At 31.1% G+C, this 15,203-nt stretch carries 15 protein-coding genes; 11 read left to right on the top strand and 4 right to left on the bottom strand.

Going from position 1 to position 15,203, the window contains the following annotated elements; genetic code table 11:
* Positions 1–26 precede the first annotated feature (26 nt).
* Positions 27–701, bottom strand: coding sequence for an alpha/beta hydrolase (locus GQR95_RS09810; RefSeq protein ID WP_159023001.1), 675 nt, complete (start codon positions 699–701; stop codon positions 27–29).
* A 136-nt stretch (positions 702–837) separates the two neighbouring features.
* Between GQR95_RS09810 and GQR95_RS09805 the strand changes: the two genes are divergently transcribed.
* Positions 838–1,134: a GNAT family N-acetyltransferase gene (locus GQR95_RS09805; protein WP_159023000.1), complete on the top strand. Its 297-nt coding sequence runs from the start codon at positions 838–840 to the stop codon at positions 1,132–1,134.
* A 41-nt stretch (positions 1,135–1,175) separates the two neighbouring features.
* Here the strand turns inward: GQR95_RS09805 and mtaB are convergent, their stop codons facing one another.
* Complete coding sequence (gene mtaB, locus GQR95_RS09800) at positions 1,176–2,507, bottom strand: tRNA (N(6)-L-threonylcarbamoyladenosine(37)-C(2))-methylthiotransferase MtaB (protein ID WP_199269580.1); 1,332 nt, start codon at positions 2,505–2,507, stop codon at positions 1,176–1,178.
* Between the two features lie 210 nt (positions 2,508–2,717).
* Between mtaB and GQR95_RS09795 the strand changes: the two genes are divergently transcribed.
* Positions 2,718–4,349, top strand: a complete 1,632-nt coding sequence (locus GQR95_RS09795; protein ID WP_159022999.1) for an ABC transporter substrate-binding protein — start codon at positions 2,718–2,720, stop codon at positions 4,347–4,349.
* On the opposite strand, the gene GQR95_RS09790 is transcribed toward GQR95_RS09795, so the two are convergent.
* The gene (locus tag GQR95_RS09790; RefSeq protein WP_159022998.1) at positions 4,346–5,521 is read right to left on the bottom strand and encodes a GlmU family protein; all 1,176 of its coding nucleotides are present in this window, start codon (positions 5,519–5,521) and stop codon (positions 4,346–4,348) included. The genes GQR95_RS09795 and GQR95_RS09790 overlap by 4 nt on opposite strands.
* Before the next feature lie 77 nt (positions 5,522–5,598).
* Positions 5,599–5,850 carry a type B 50S ribosomal protein L31 gene (locus GQR95_RS09785; RefSeq protein ID WP_159022997.1) on the bottom strand — a complete coding sequence of 84 codons (252 nt, stop codon included), beginning with the start codon at positions 5,848–5,850 and terminating at the stop codon, positions 5,599–5,601.
* A gap of 162 nt (positions 5,851–6,012) precedes the next feature.
* Here GQR95_RS09785 and GQR95_RS09780 point away from each other — a divergent pair, with 162 nt between their 5' ends.
* The 9 genes from GQR95_RS09780 (at position 6,013) to GQR95_RS09740 (ending at position 15,202) form a co-directional block, all read left to right on the top strand.
* The gene (locus GQR95_RS09780) at positions 6,013–6,543 is read left to right on the top strand and encodes a DUF4199 domain-containing protein (protein WP_159022996.1); all 531 of its coding nucleotides are present in this window, start codon (positions 6,013–6,015) and stop codon (positions 6,541–6,543) included.
* 39 nt (positions 6,544–6,582) lie between these two features.
* Complete coding sequence (locus tag GQR95_RS09775; RefSeq protein WP_159022995.1) at positions 6,583–7,548, top strand: glycosyltransferase family 2 protein; 966 nt, start codon at positions 6,583–6,585, stop codon at positions 7,546–7,548.
* Between the two features lie 64 nt (positions 7,549–7,612).
* Positions 7,613–9,340 carry a phospho-sugar mutase gene (locus tag GQR95_RS09770; RefSeq protein WP_199269579.1) on the top strand — a complete coding sequence of 576 codons (1,728 nt, stop codon included), beginning with the start codon at positions 7,613–7,615 and terminating at the stop codon, positions 9,338–9,340.
* Positions 9,340–11,166: an ABC transporter ATP-binding protein gene (locus GQR95_RS09765; protein ID WP_159022994.1), complete on the top strand. Its 1,827-nt coding sequence runs from the start codon at positions 9,340–9,342 to the stop codon at positions 11,164–11,166. The genes GQR95_RS09770 and GQR95_RS09765 overlap by 1 nt, the downstream gene beginning before the upstream one ends.
* Positions 11,167–11,313: 147 nt before the next feature.
* Positions 11,314–11,856 carry an RNA polymerase sigma factor gene (locus tag GQR95_RS09760; protein WP_159022993.1) on the top strand — a complete coding sequence of 181 codons (543 nt, stop codon included), beginning with the start codon at positions 11,314–11,316 and terminating at the stop codon, positions 11,854–11,856.
* A gap of 33 nt (positions 11,857–11,889) precedes the next feature.
* Positions 11,890–12,381, top strand: coding sequence for a hypothetical protein (locus GQR95_RS09755; RefSeq protein ID WP_159022992.1), 492 nt, complete (start codon positions 11,890–11,892; stop codon positions 12,379–12,381).
* Positions 12,382–12,390: 9 nt separating this feature from the next.
* Positions 12,391–12,825, top strand: a complete 435-nt coding sequence (locus GQR95_RS09750; RefSeq protein WP_159022991.1) for a Spy/CpxP family protein refolding chaperone — start codon at positions 12,391–12,393, stop codon at positions 12,823–12,825.
* 251 nt (positions 12,826–13,076) lie between these two features.
* Positions 13,077–13,850 (top strand): XRE family transcriptional regulator, encoded by a 774-nt coding sequence (locus GQR95_RS09745; RefSeq protein ID WP_159022990.1) that lies wholly within the window; start codon positions 13,077–13,079, stop codon positions 13,848–13,850.
* On the top strand, positions 13,847–15,202 hold the full coding sequence (locus GQR95_RS09740) for an exonuclease domain-containing protein (protein ID WP_159024273.1): 1,356 nt from the start codon (positions 13,847–13,849) through the stop codon (positions 15,200–15,202). The genes GQR95_RS09745 and GQR95_RS09740 overlap by 4 nt, the downstream gene beginning before the upstream one ends.
* Position 15,203 lies beyond the last annotated feature (1 nt).

The raw sequence follows: 15,203 nt of genomic DNA, 5'->3' as shown, positions 1-15,203 counted from the left end.
TTTTATAATTGAAATAGCATCAAAATCTAAGCCACATTATCGTTTAAAATTAATTGTGGCAGATTTTCATTAAACCATTTATATTTATTTATAATCATAATATGCGTACCATCCTTTACAGTGATACAATCTTTAATATATTGATACGGAAAAACAGCATCTTTATCTCCATGAATATGTATGGTATTTGGAAGCGGTTTTTCTTGATCCCAGCATACAACTTGTTCGATAGCCCAATCTAAATAATTTTTATCACGTACAGACAAATATTTTTTATATAAATTCACTCTTTTTATTGTCGAACTCCCAAAAGTATATTTAGCATACGATTCAAAATCACGAACCAAATGCGTTGGTAAAAACTTATACATTTTAGTAACCTTGGCTAATTTCATTCGTTTAGGCAACTCGTACTTTGTTAATACGCTGGAAATTACAATAACTTTTCGTGTTTTCATGTGCTTGCTCATTTCTTGCACTAAAATACCACCAAAAGACACCCCCACAAGCACAGGCATTTTTTCTTTTACATTTTTACAAATACGTCTAGCATAGTCAGATAAGCTTTCTTTATGGTGCGGAATAACCCATTCTAATAAATGCATTTTAAAGCGATCTTTAGGCAATTCTATATACTCAAAGATTGTAGGGTTAGCAGCCATTCCAGGCATAAAATACACATGTATTATATCTTGATTCATAAGGCATTAAACTGTTAAACTCTTTAATTTCATAATATTTTTTCGTAAATTTGTATCAGTTTTCTACTGAAAACTTAAAACCTTATAAAGAGGAATTTCTTTTTTTCTCTTTACTTCATTTGTTAAAAACATGACCATGATAGAAACAGCAGAAGTATCAGACAACGATTTTTTACGCCAGTTTGAATGCAAAATTAACGACGAATTAGCCATCATTGAATACTCATTACAAGAACGAAAGATTTTTTTAACAAAACTAATTGTTCCTGAAGAAAAAAATACTGAAGAATTTCAAAATGAATTTATAACTCTAGTTTTAAAAAACTTGCAAGAACGCAATTTAAGGGTTGTTCCTACTTGCCCTACTATTGCTAAATTCATGAGAAAACATAGAGAGTACAAAAGCATGCTTCCTATTGGTGTTAGAATATAATGTTTAAAAAAGAGCCACTTATTAAGTGGCTCTTTTTAGTTTTATACTGTAACAGAATCTTCTACAAAGTTAAATCTAACCAACCCATCTTCGTCAATTTTAGTTAAAGTCACTTCTTGTAAAGTATTTACCAATTCTGGATTCCATGGTGCTTTTACTTTTACATAATTCTCTGTAAAACCCTGAATATAACCTTCTTTGTTTTCGCCTTCAAATAAAACTGTTCTCTTACTTCCTAACTGACTTTCGTAAAAGGCTCTACGCTTTTTAACCGATAATCCTCTAAGCATTTTACTACGCTTACTACGTACATTCTTAGGCACAACGCCATCCATAACAGCAGCTTCTGTATTATCACGCTCTGAGTAAGTAAAAACATGTAAGTACGAAATATTTAATTCATTTAAAAAATGATATGTTTCTAAAAATAATGCTTCTGTTTCTCCTGGAAAACCAACAATAACATCTACTCCAATACAAGCATCTGGCATTACTGTTTTAATTCGATGTACACGATCTACATATAATTCTTTCATATAACGACGACGCATTAATTTAAGAATTTCGTTACTTCCACTTTGTAATGGGATATGGAAGTGTGGCACAAACGTTCGGCTTTTAGACACAAAATCTATCGTTTCATTTTTAAGCAAATTAGGCTCTATAGAAGATATTCTAAGACGCTCTATACCTTCTACAGCATCTAAACCTTGCACCAATTCGTAAAACGTATGTTCGTGTTTTTTATTTCCGAACTCCCCTTTTCCGTAATCCCCAATGTTTACACCGGTTAATACTATTTCTTTTATGTTTTTTTCTGATATTTCTTTAGCATTCTTAAGTACGTTTTCTAACGCATCGCTTCTAGAAATCCCTCTTGCTAGCGGAATTGTACAATACGTACACTTATAATCGCAACCATCTTGCACTTTTAAAAAGGCACGCGTTCGGTCTCCAATAGAATAACTTCCAACATAAAAATCGGCTTCTTCTATTTCGCAAGAATGCACTTCTCCAAAATCATTTTTAGACAAATCGTTTAAATAATCTGTAATTTTAAATTTTTCGGTAGCACCTAAAACCAAATCTACACCATTTACATCTGCTAATTCCTGTGGTTTTAACTGTGCGTAACACCCAACTGCTGCTACAAATGCTTTAGGATTTACTTTCTGCGTTTGCTTCACTATAGATTTAAAACGCTTATCTGCATTATCTGTTACCGAACAGGTATTAATTACATATATATCTGCTGGTTCAGAAAAGTCTACACGGTCAAATCCTTCATTTTCAAAATCTCTTGCAATGGTAGAGGTTTCTGAAAAGTTTAGTTTACAGCCTAAAGTATAAAAAGCAACTTTTTGTCGAGTCATAATTTATTATTCTAAAAGGCCACAAATTTACAAAAAAACTATGGTGTTTAAGTTAAATACCTCTTAATACCTAATCATGACATCTATTAAGATAGATTCATCTTTTTTATCAGTTCAAAAAAATAAAAATAAAAAGTGAGTTCTATTTGTGTGATAATACACTTACTTTTGAAAGTATAACAATTTGAGTATAATTCCCGTTTATAGTTTATGACTTCAGTATTAAAAACGCCTAAAGTGTATTTAAATAAAATTATCCTAATATGTTTCGGAAGTTTACTGCTGATAAACTGTTCTTCTGAAACTAAAAAAATTAATACAAATCTTGTTTTTAGGTATAATGAACACAAAAATGTTAGTTCGCTAGATCCTGCTTTTTCTAAAGACATTGCCGATATTTGGGCAACAAATCAGTTATTTAACGGCTTAGTACAAATGAATGACAGCATGCAAGTAGAGCCTGCAATCGCTAATTCTTGGACTATTTCTGAAGATGGATTAACCTATACTTTTAATTTACGAAACGATGTCTATTTCCATAAAGATGCCTTACTTGGAAAAGATTCTACACGCGTTGTAACTGCAGAAGATTTTAATTACAGTTTAAAGCGTTTACTAGATCCGCAAGTAGGATCGCCAGGAAGATGGGTTCTAAATAAAGTAGACCACTTTAAAGCCTTAGATAAAAACACATTTCAAATTCAGTTAAAACAGCCTTTTCCTGCTTTTCTAGGATTGTTAACCATGAAGTATTGCTCTGTTGTTCCTAAAGAAATTGTATCTTATTATGGTTCAGAATTTAGATCGCACCCTATTGGTACCGGTCCGTTTTATTTTAAACGCTGGGAAGAAAATGTGAAATTAGTGTTTAGAAAAAATACTTTATATTTTGAAAAAAATCCAGATGGCACACATTTACCATACCTAGAAGCTGTAGCCATAACTTTTTTACCAGACAAACAAAGTGAATTTTTGCAATTTGCTCAAGGAAATATCGACTTCATTTCTGGATTAGACGCCTCTTATAAAGATGAAATTTTAACTGCTAACGGACACCTAAGAGATCGCTATACTGCTGAAGTAAATATGATTCGTGGTCCTTATTTAAATACTGAATACTTATCGTTTTTTATGGATTCTAAATTAACCGAAATTCAATCGGAATGGCTTAGAAAAAGTATAAATTATGGTTTCGATCGTAAAAAAATGATGACGTATTTACGAAATGGTATTGGTATTCCTGCTTATGGAGGGTTTATACCTAAAGGATTACCTGGATACAATAAGAGTATCGGATTTAATTATCAGCCAAAAAAAGCAAAAACATATCTAGAAAAATTTAAAAAAGAAACAGGCATACAAAACCCAGAAATTACAATTACCACAACGAGTAATTATTTAAGTTTTTGTGAATACATACAACGAGAAATTCAGAAAACAGGATTAATTGTACATATTAACGTTGTGCCTCCTTCTGCCTTAAAGGATGCTAAAGCAAACGGAAAATTAGATTTATTTAGAGCAAGTTGGGTTGCAGATTATCCAGATGCAGAAAATTATTTATCCTTGTTTTATAGTAAAAATTTCGCCCCAAACGGGCCAAATTATTCTCACTTTAAAAATGAATTGTTTGACAAATGGTACGAAACATCTTTTACAGAAACAGATACTAAAAAACGAGAAATGCTCTACACTAAAATGGATTCTTTAGTAATTGCACAGGCTCCTATTGTACCATTATTTTACGATGAAGTGGTTCGTTTTACTAGAAAAAACGTACATGATTTAGGAATTAATCCTACCAATTTATTAGAATTAAAACGTGTAAAAAAATATAACTAGTCTCTTCTATACTGTTTAGTTTCTTCGAAAACGTGTTCTAAAATAGCTTTATCAACATCAGTGAATTCAATATCTCTTCTATTCATTACAATTTCAGCAACTTCGAAGGCTTTCTTAGCTGTATAAGTTGTAAATCCGCTATGTCCGCCCCAACTAAAGCTAGGTACAAAATTACGAGGAAAACCAGTACCAAATATATTAGCATTTACACCAACGACTGTTCCGGTATTAAACATTGTATTAATACCACATTTACTGTGATCTCCCATCATTAAGCCACAAAACTGAAGTCCTGTTTTTGCAAAATTTTCGGTTTCATAACTCCATAATCTCACTTCGGCATAATTATTTTTAAGATTAGAGTTATTTGTATCTGCACCTAAATTACACCATTCACCTAAAACAGAGTTTCCTAAATAACCATCGTGTCCCTTATTAGAATTAGCAAATAAGACCGCATTATTTATTTCTCCTCCAACTTTACAATGTGGACCTATAGTAGTTGGTCCATAAATTTTTGCTCCCATTTTAACGGCAGCTTTTTCACACAAAGCAAAAGGGCCACGAATTAAACTTCCTTCTAAAATCACAGCATCTTTACCTATATAAATGGGTCCTGTAGATGCATTTAAAGTTACAAAATTAAGTTCTGCGCCTTCTTCTATAAAAATATTTTCTGGAGCAATAGTATTTACTGTAGTAGGAATAGGCTGAGAAATACGCCCTTCTGTTAGCAAATTAAAATCGTCTTGAATAGCCTCTCCGTTTTTAGAAAAAATATCCCAAGTATGTTCTACTTGAAGACAAGTGTCATTATACTCTATAGCTTCGTAAGCATCAAAATCTATAGCTTCTTGAGAATCTGTTGCGTAAAAAGCAATCACATCTTCATCTTTAAAAATAGCTTGATTTTCTTTTAACCCCCTAATAAGTTCTACTAATTCTGAATTTGGCAAGTACGATGCATTAATCATTACATTCTCGTCCATTTCAACCATAGGATATTTATCTGCTAGATAATCTTCTGTTATGGTTGTTGTCGTACCTCCTAAGTAATATTCCCATTTTTCACGAATAGTTAAAATACCTATTCTAATATCTGCTACAGGCCTTGTGTAAGTAAAAGGCAATAAACTGTTACGAGAAGGACCATCGAAAAGAATATAATTCATAATTCAATATATTTTGGGTAAAAATAAAAAAGCCTTTCAAAATTTGAAAGGCTTTAGTAGAATATGTTTGTACTAAATTATTTTTTGAATTTAGCGTATTTGTTTTTGAATTTATCAATACGACCAGCCGTATCAATTAATTTAGATTTACCAGTGTAGAACGGGTGTGATGTTCTTGAAATCTCCATTTTAATTAAAGGATACTCAACACCTTCTACTTCTAATGTTTCACTTGTGTTAGCGGTAGATTTAGTTAAAAATACATCTTCATTCGACATATCTTTAAATGCTACTACTCTATAATTTGCTGGATGTATATCTTTTTTCATCACTAAACGTTTTAATCTTATCAATTTTGAGAATGCAAATTTAAGCATTTTTTATTCTCTCACAATCTTTTTTTCATTTATTTATTTAAGTTTCTTTTTTGTAACGTTTTAGTATATTTGTTTACTAACCTTTTTAAACCTAAATTAATCAATTACAAAATTATGGAAAACTCATTAAAATCTATGGCTGCCACCTATGGTATTTATCTAGCTATATTATTATCTTCAGTAACAATAATATCTTATGTTGTAGACCTTTCAATACTAACAAACACATGGGTTGGTATAGCACTATTTGTAGTTATTATTGTTTTTGGAATTCTATCTTCTCTGAAAGCTAAAAGCATGCAAAATGGATTTATTAGTTTTAAAGAAACTTTTACTGCTTATTTCACAACTGTAGTTATAGGTGTTTTAATTAGTGCTGTAGTAAGTATTGTTCTATTTAATTATATAGATCCAGATGCAGCAGAAGCTATTAAGCAACAAGTTATTGAAAAAGCAACAGACATGATGCAAAGTTTTGGTGCACCACAAGCAGATATTGATAAAGCAATTGTAGAAATGCAAGACCAAAATCAGTTTGAATTAGGGAACCAAATAAAATCTTTAGCCTTTCAAATTATATTTTATTGCATCATTGGACTATTAATTGCACTTGCAATTAAAAAAACTGACCCAGAAGCCATTTAATTATAGTATTTTTGAGCTTTTAAAAGCTAAAAACAATACATGGATATATCAGTAGTCATACCACTACTTAACGAAAACGAATCTATAAAAGAATTATACGATTGGATTGCTAAAGTTATGCAGTCCAATCGTTTTTCTTACGAAGTCATTTTTATAGACGATGGCAGTACAGATTCGTCTTGGTCTATAATTTCAGAATTATCTAATATACATCCTGAAGTTAAAGGGATTCGTTTTTTACGTAATTACGGAAAATCGCAAGCCTTACATGCGGGTTTTGCAAAAGTTAAAGGAAACGTAGTTATTACCATGGATGCCGACTTGCAAGACAGTCCTGAAGAAATTCCAGACCTTTATAACATGATTATTAAAGATGGTTTTGATTTGGTTTCTGGTTGGAAAAAGAAACGATACGATTCTATTATATCTAAAAACTTACCCTCAAAATTATTTAATTGGGCCGCAAGAAAAACATCGGGAGTTAAACTACATGATTTTAACTGTGGTATAAAATCTTATAAAAACGAGGTTGTAAAAAACATAGATGTTAATGGCGAAATGCATCGTTACATTCCGCTTTTAGCTAAAAATGCTGGATTTTATAATATCGGAGAAAAAGTAGTTAAACATCAAGCTAGAAAATATGGAGAAACCAAATTTGGTATAGATCGCTTTATTCATGGCTTTCTAGACCTGATAACTATTTGGTTTATATCGCATTTCGCAAAACGCCCTATGCATCTTTTTGGTGCTTTAGGTGCTATAATGTTAACCATAGGTTTCGGATTTTCTGTATATTTAGGAATTGATAAAATTTTTCTAAATCCGCATGGCAGACTTATTACAGATCGTCCTCAATTTTACATTGCTTTAACGACAATGATTCTTGGAACCCAATTTTTTGTTGCTGGATTTTTAGGAGAACTTGTTTTAAGATCTAAACCAAACCGAATTAGATATAACATTAAAACGGAATTAAATTTAAACGAAAAGCAAAAGAATTAACACCACGTTAATCATTAAAATTTAACGAATTAATTATTTTTACTGACTATATAATAAAAATATTATGATTTATATTGAACCAGAATTATTAGAACGCGTAAATACATGGCTAAAACCGGCCTTTGATGAGGAAACACAAACCTATATTAAAGACTTAATAGCAAATAACCCAACAGATTTAAAAGAGAGTTTTTATAAAGACTTAGAGTTTGGAACTGGAGGTATGCGAGGTATAATGGGAATTGGAACAAACCGAATTAACAAATATACTTTAGGAAAAAACACTCAAGGTTTAAGCAATTATTTACATAAAAGTTTCCCTAACGAAACTGTAAAAGTAGCCATTGCATACGACTGTAGACATAATAGTAAAACATTAGCAAAAGTAGTTGCAGATGTATTTTCTGCAAATAATATAGAAGTTTATCTTTTCGAAGATTTACGTCCTACACCAGAATTATCTTTCGCGGTAAGACACTTAAATTGCCACTGTGGTATTGTGTTAACTGCATCGCATAACCCACCAGAATACAACGGATACAAAGTATATTGGCAAGATGGCGGACAATTAGTACCTCCACACGACGATTTAATTGTAAAGGTTATTGATGCTTTAGATTATTCTGAAATTAAGTTTGAAGAAAAGGCTGAGCTTATTCATTATATAGGTGAAGATGTAGATAATGCTTTTATTGAAGCATCTATTAAAAACGGAAGTCATACCACTGCTGAAGCAAGAGAGCAATTAAATGTTGTATTTACACCGCTTCATGGTACATCTGTTACAACCGTACCTAAAACATTAAAACGTGCAGGATATAATCATGTACATATTGTAAAAGAACAAGAAGTCCCTAATGGCGATTTCCCAACGGTAAAATCTCCAAATCCAGAAGAACCTGAAGCGTTAAAAATGGCTTTAGATTTAGCAGAAAAAACACAGTCTGATATTGTTATTGGTACAGATCCTGATTGTGACCGTTTAGGTGTTGCTGTTCGTGATTTAGATGGTAAAATGATTTTATTAAACGGAAATCAAACCATGTTATTAATGACAGATTTCTTACTAAAACAATGGAAAGCTGAAGGTAAACTTAAAGGAGACGAATTTATTGCTTCAACAATAGTTTCTACACCAATGATGCATCAATTAGCAAAAGCTTACAACGTAGATTACAAAGTTGGTCTTACAGGATTTAAGTGGATTGCCAAAATGATATACGATTTTCCAAAACAAACTTATATTGGTGGTGGTGAAGAAAGTTTCGGATATTTAGTAGGAGATTTTGTTCGTGATAAAGATGCGGTAACCTCTACCCTATTGGCTTGCGAAATTGCTGCTCAAGCAAAAGCAAACGGAAGCTCTATGTATCAAGATTTATTAAATCTTTATGTAGAACACGATTTATATAAAGAACGTTTAATTTCTATTACTAAAAAAGGAATTGAAGGCGCACAAGAAATCAAACAAATGATGGTTGATGCTCGTGAAAATCCAGTATCAGAAATCAACGGTTCTAAAGTAGTAAGCGTAGAAGATTACCAAACGTCTAAAATCAAATATTTAGCAACAGGAAAAGAAGAAACTATAGATATACCTAAATCTAATGTAATTATTTATTACACAGAAGATGGTAGTAAAGTAGCCTTAAGACCTAGCGGAACAGAGCCTAAAATTAAGTTCTATATTAGCGCTAATACACCTTTAGATAACACAGCAAATTTTAAAGCAACAGAAGCAAAACTTGAAGCTAAAATTGATGCAATTATAAAAGACATGAAGCTTAGTTAATGGAATATTTAAAAAAACTATCACGCTTTATAATTCCGTATAAAAAGTACGGTTACTTTAATATTTTCTTCAACATACTATATGCATTCTTTAGCACCCTAGCCATGGTGTCTTTAATGCCTATGATTAATGTACTATTTGGAGAAACTGAAAAAGTAACCGTAAAGCCGGTTTATCAAGGCATTACACACTTAAAAGCGTATGGTGAGGATTTTCTAAACTATTTTGTTACAACAACCAATGCAAACGAAGGGCCACAAAGCACCTTATTTTACATGATTGTGTTAATAATTAGCTTATTCTTGCTTAAAAATATTTTCAATTATTTAGCTTTATTTTCAATAACATTCTTAAGAAATGGTGTTTTAAAAGATTTAAGAGATGCCATTTACGACAAGGTAATCACCTTACCTATTTCTTATTATTCTGAAAAGAAGAAAGGAGATATTATTGCCCGTATTTCTGGTGACGTAAACGAAGTTAAAAACTCCTTACTTGCTATTCTAGAGCTTATCGTAAAAGAACCATTAACAATTGTTTTCGCAATTATTAGTATGTTCGTCATTTCGGCTAAGCTTACCATATTTGTATTTTTATTTATTCCTGTAGCAGGATTAATTATCTCTAGAATAGGAAAAAGTTTAAAACGTAAATCGAATAAAGTACAGACGGAACAAGGTGTTTTTATTTCAACTTTAGAAGAAACATTAAGCGGATTAAAGGTGATTAAAGGATTTAATGCTGAAAAAAGATTTAACGACAAATTTCAAGATTCAACAAATCGTTTTTATCATTTTTCAAATACGCTTTTAAACAGACAAAATTTAGCATCGCCAACTAGTGAGTTTTTAGGTATTGCTACTATTTCTGCCTTATTATGGTATGGTGGTAGTATGGTTTTAATAGAGCGAACCCTATCTGGTGGAGCTTTTATAACTTATATGGCATTAGCTTATCAAATACTAACACCTGCTAAAGATATTAGTAAAGCGAGTTATAAAGTTAAAGCTGGTAATGCTGCTGCAGATCGTGTTTTAGAAATTTTAAATACAGAATCTGTTTTAGAAGACAAACCAAGTGCTAAAGTAAAAACTGATTTTAATTCTGAAATTTCACTAAATAATATCTCATTTAAATATGAAGACGATTTAGTTTTAAAGCATTTCTCATTAAAAGTACCTAAAGGAAAAAGTGTGGCGCTTGTTGGACAATCTGGTAGTGGAAAAAGTACAATCGCAAATCTTGTCACCCGCTTTTACGACGTTAACGAAGGCACCATCACCATAGATGGAGACGACATTAAAGATTTAACGAAGAATTCACTACGCGGTTTAATGGGCTTAGTGACTCAAGATTCTATTCTATTTAACGACACCATAAAAAGTAATATCTTATTAGGAAAAGAAGATGCTACCGACGAACAAGTAATCGATGCTTTAAAAATTGCCAATGCTTGGGAATTTGTAAAAGATTTACCTCTTGGTATTGAAACCAATATTGGTGATTCTGGTAACAAACTTTCTGGCGGACAAAAACAACGTTTAAGTATTGCTCGTGCGGTATTAAAGAATCCACCTATTATGATTCTAGATGAAGCCACTTCTGCATTAGATACAGAAAGTGAACGCCTAGTGCAAGATGCTTTAGAGAAAATGATGAAAAACAGAACCTCTATTGTTATTGCGCACCGTTTATCAACCATCCAAAGTGCAGATCTTATTGTAGTGATGCAAAAAGGAGAAATTGTAGAACAAGGCACGCATGACGAGTTGATAAAAAAAGATAATGTTTACAACAAACTTGTACATATGCAAAGTTTTGAATAACGCATATAATCAAACTTATAGTAAAAGGATAAACATAATAAAACGTGTTTATCCTTTTTTTATATCCTTTTATCAAACTTTATTACGAAATTTACAACACAAATTAAACTTTTAAAAACTTAAGAAGTCTAAAAATAAAACGTATGAATGATTAACGAGTCTCAACTTTTAGAGCAACTAAAATCTGATGCTAGCAGAGATTCAGCTTTTAAAGACCTCATTCGTCTTTATAAAGAACGGCTGTATTGGCACATTCGTAATATTGTAAAATCTCATGATGATACGGATGATGTATTACAAAATACATTCATCAAGATTTTTAGAAATATAAATTCGTTTAAAGGAGATAGTAAATTATACTCTTGGATGTATAGAATAGCAACTAACGAAGCCATTTCATTCATTAATAAAAGAGCAAAATTATTACAAATTACTAACGAAGAAACTCAGCAATTAGCATTAGACCATTTACAGTCTGATGTGTATTTTGATGGTGATGAAATTCAATATAAATTACAACAAGCCATTGCTAAGCTCCCTCAAAAACAACAATTAGTTTTTAATATGAGGTATTTTGAAGATATTAAATATAAAGATATGTCTGAAATTTTAGAAACTAGTGAAGGTGCATTAAAAGCATCTTACCACCTAGCTGTAAAAAAAATTGAAGACTATTTAACTCACGATTAAACCTTTGTAAAAAAACACAGTCTAAACATTAAGATGACACTGAAAGACTTACATAACGACAAGAATACTGGTTTTAAAATCCCAAAAGATTACTTTACTAATCTTGAGGATACTATTTTAAGCGAGGCTAAACTTCAGGAGAAAATCCCAAACCACGGTTTTAAAATTCCTGATAATTATTTTGATGGCTTAGAAGATCAAATTTTAACTAAATTAGATGCTAAACCAAAAGTCAGAACTTTAAATATTAAACCTTGGGCATACGCAGCTAGTATTGCAGCATGTTTAGCACTTATGTTTACACTTACATTTTCTAAAGAACAAACCCATTCTATAAGCTCAATAAACAACGACAGTTTAGAGTCTTTTATATTAAACGAAGAATTTAATACTTCGGAAATGGCAACATTAATAACTGATTCTGATGTTTTTGAAAATGACATTCTAAACAGCACATTAAGCGATGCCTCTATAGACTACTATATTGAAAGTGAAGTAGATTTAGAAGATCTTTTAGACAATTAAAATTAACTTATGAAAAAAGGATATATCATTTTATTTATAGTCTTATCTAGCGTAAATGTATTTGCACAAACTAAAGACGAAAAAGTTAAAACACTAAAAATTGCTTTTATTACAGAGAAATTAGATTTATCTAAAACTGAAGCTCAAAAATTTTGGCCTATTTATAATACTTACGAAGCAGAAACCGATGCACTTCGTGATGAAATGAGAGCACAACGAAAAGATATAGAAATAGAAAAGCTATCTGAAGCTGATGCAAAAGCACTTTTAAACAGCATGATGCAGTCTAACGAAAAAAGATTGCTTTTATATACACAGTATGTAAAGGATTTAAAACAAATTATTTCTGCTAAAAAAATAATCATTCTTAAAAAATCTGAAGACGATTTTAGACGAAAACTGTTTGAAGAATATAAAAAAAGACACAAAAATAGTAATAAATAACAATTTTTAAAAGAGCCATTTGGCTCTTTTTTTATGTCTTCATATCAATAAAACTCACCTCTAAACAAAATTAGACACTAATAAACAAACACTTAACACAAAAAGCAGTTTAATTCTTTATTCCTAATTATTCATACCAATTCAATTTTTCAGAGTTTTAAATTTTTATTTTTTCAGAATAATAATTTTGCTACATTTACAATCATTAATTACTACTATATAAATCAACCATTTCTCACGTATAATTTTATTTGTATATGATTGCTTCAAATATTCGACATTTAAGAACGCTAAAAAAACTTTCTCAAGAAGCACTTGCAAAAGATTTAAGTATTACCCGATCTAGAATTGGATCTTACGAAGAAGGCAGATCAGAACCTTCAATAGAGATGTTAATAGCCTTTTCAAACTACTTCAAATTACCTGTAGATATTTTAATTCGTACCGATTTAAGTAAAACTAAAGATGGTTCCTTTTTAAATGTCGCGGAGAACCGTATTCTTTTTCCTATGGTAGTCGATTTAGAAGATGATGATTTAATTGAAGTTGTACCTATAAAGGCTTCAGCAGGATATTTAAATGGTTACGACGATCCTGAATATATAGATCAGTTACAAAAAATAAAACTCCCTTTTTTACCAACAGGAAAACACAGAGCATTTCCTATAAAAGGAGATTCTATGCTACCTCTAAAAGATGGTTCTTTTGTTGTTGGCCAGTTTATAGAAGATGTTAGAGATATACAAAACGGACGCACATATGTGGTTTTAACAAATTCGCAAGGCATGGTTTACAAACGTGTTTACAACCAAATAAAAGAGAATAATAGTTTACTTTTAGTATCCGATAATAAAACTTATAATCCTTATCTAGTTCCTGCACAAGATGTATTAGAATTATGGGAATTTACTTGCTGTATAAACACGCAGGAGTACGACGAGCATGAATTACAAATGAGTAGTATTATTAGAATGTTTAACGAGCTTGGAGTTGAGTTAAAAGCTTTAGAAAAAATGATGCAATAATGTATACAATTATAGATATTGAAACCAATGGTAGCGGTAATAAGATTACTGAAATTGCTATTTTAAAGCATGATGGAAAACAAATTATAGAAGAATTTACATCCTTAGTTAATCCTGAGGCTCAAATTCCACCTTATATTACAACGCTAACTGGAATAGACAATAGAATGGTTGCCGATGCACCAACATTTTCTGAAATCTCACAACATGTATTAGATATTACTGAAGATTCAATTTTTGTAGCACATAATGTAAATTTCGATTATAACATTATTAGAAATTCGTTTAAAGCACTAGATATTGATTTTAAACGCAAAAAATTATGTACCATTAGATTGTCTAGAAAATTAATTCCTGGACATCAATCTTATAGTTTAGGAAAATTATGTACAGCACTTAATATTGATGTTTTTGATAGACACAGAGCTAAAGGAGATGCAGAAGCTACCGTTATTCTATTTGAAATGTTACTAGCTAAAGAACAAGCTGAAACTGTAATAAAAGATTTCTTAAAACCATCTTCCAAAGAAGCGACTTTACCTCCTAATTTACCGAGTGCTGTTTTTAATGCGATTCCAGATTCGCCAGGAATCTATTTCTTTAAAAATAAAAAAGGAACAATACTTTATGTTGGAAAGGCAAAAGATTTAAAGAAACGTGTTTTAAGTCATTTTTATAATAAATCTGATAAAGAGATGAATCTTTGCAGAGAAACGGCAGACATCACTTTCGAATTATCCGGAAGCGAATTAATTGCTTCACTTATGGAAGATGCTGCTATAAAAGAACATTATCCGGAGTATAACCAAGTTGCGAAACGCAATCCAAAAGCTTTTGCAATATTTAGTTACGAAGATCGCGACGGGATTAAACACTTAGCGTATAACACACTAAAGTCTGCTCCTAACCCACTTCAAATTTATTATTCTATAACAGATTGTAGACTGCAATTAGAACGCTATTGTAAAGCATTTAATTTATGCCCAAAATATTGTCATTTACAAGAAGGTGCTTCAGAATGTTCTCACTATTCTATTAACAACTGTAAAGGTATTTGTAAACACATAGAATCTGCAGAAATGTATAATTTAAGAGTTAACGAAGCTATTCAATCTATTAAAAATAGCAATCAAGAAATCGTCTTAAAACAAGCAGGCAGACATCAAGAAGAGTCTGCCTTTATTTTAATTAAAGATGGATTTTATAAAGGATATGGATTTATAGAAGCTACTGAACAAATTATGCATACAGAAGACTTAGAGCGTTTTTTAATACCGCAACAAGACACGATGCACACTCAAAAAATATTACAAAGTGTAATTTTAAAGACCAATGTTAGCGTAGCAGTTTAAA

The sequence above is a fragment of the Formosa sp. L2A11 genome (genome assembly GCF_009796865.1).
Classification (GTDB): Bacteria; Bacteroidota; Bacteroidia; order Flavobacteriales; family Flavobacteriaceae; genus Formosa.
This window is presented reverse-complemented; position numbering and strand designations above follow the sequence as displayed.

Excerpts from the sequence above, each read along its gene's own strand:
- GQR95_RS09785 (WP_159022997.1), bottom strand. The coding sequence starts at position 5,850 with ATGAAAAAAGATATACATCCAGCAAATTATAGAGTAGTAGCATTTAAA.
- GQR95_RS09780 (WP_159022996.1), top strand. The coding sequence starts at position 6,013 with ATGGAAAACTCATTAAAATCTATGGCTGCCACCTATGGTATTTATCTA.
- GQR95_RS09765 (WP_159022994.1), top strand. The coding sequence starts at position 9,340 with ATGGAATATTTAAAAAAACTATCACGCTTTATAATTCCGTATAAAAAG.
- mtaB (WP_199269580.1), bottom strand. The coding sequence starts at position 2,507 with ATGACTCGACAAAAAGTTGCTTTTTATACTTTAGGCTGTAAACTAAAC.
- GQR95_RS09810 (WP_159023001.1), bottom strand. The coding sequence starts at position 701 with ATGAATCAAGATATAATACATGTGTATTTTATGCCTGGAATGGCTGCT.
- GQR95_RS09755 (WP_159022992.1), top strand. The coding sequence starts at position 11,890 with ATGACACTGAAAGACTTACATAACGACAAGAATACTGGTTTTAAAATC.
- GQR95_RS09760 (WP_159022993.1), top strand. The coding sequence starts at position 11,314 with ATGATTAACGAGTCTCAACTTTTAGAGCAACTAAAATCTGATGCTAGC.
- GQR95_RS09770 (WP_199269579.1), top strand. The coding sequence starts at position 7,613 with ATGATTTATATTGAACCAGAATTATTAGAACGCGTAAATACATGGCTA.
- GQR95_RS09795 (WP_159022999.1), top strand. The coding sequence starts at position 2,718 with ATGACTTCAGTATTAAAAACGCCTAAAGTGTATTTAAATAAAATTATC.
- GQR95_RS09805 (WP_159023000.1), top strand. The coding sequence starts at position 838 with ATGATAGAAACAGCAGAAGTATCAGACAACGATTTTTTACGCCAGTTT.
- GQR95_RS09790 (WP_159022998.1), bottom strand. The coding sequence starts at position 5,521 with ATGAATTATATTCTTTTCGATGGTCCTTCTCGTAACAGTTTATTGCCT.
- GQR95_RS09775 (WP_159022995.1), top strand. The coding sequence starts at position 6,583 with ATGGATATATCAGTAGTCATACCACTACTTAACGAAAACGAATCTATA.
- GQR95_RS09750 (WP_159022991.1), top strand. The coding sequence starts at position 12,391 with ATGAAAAAAGGATATATCATTTTATTTATAGTCTTATCTAGCGTAAAT.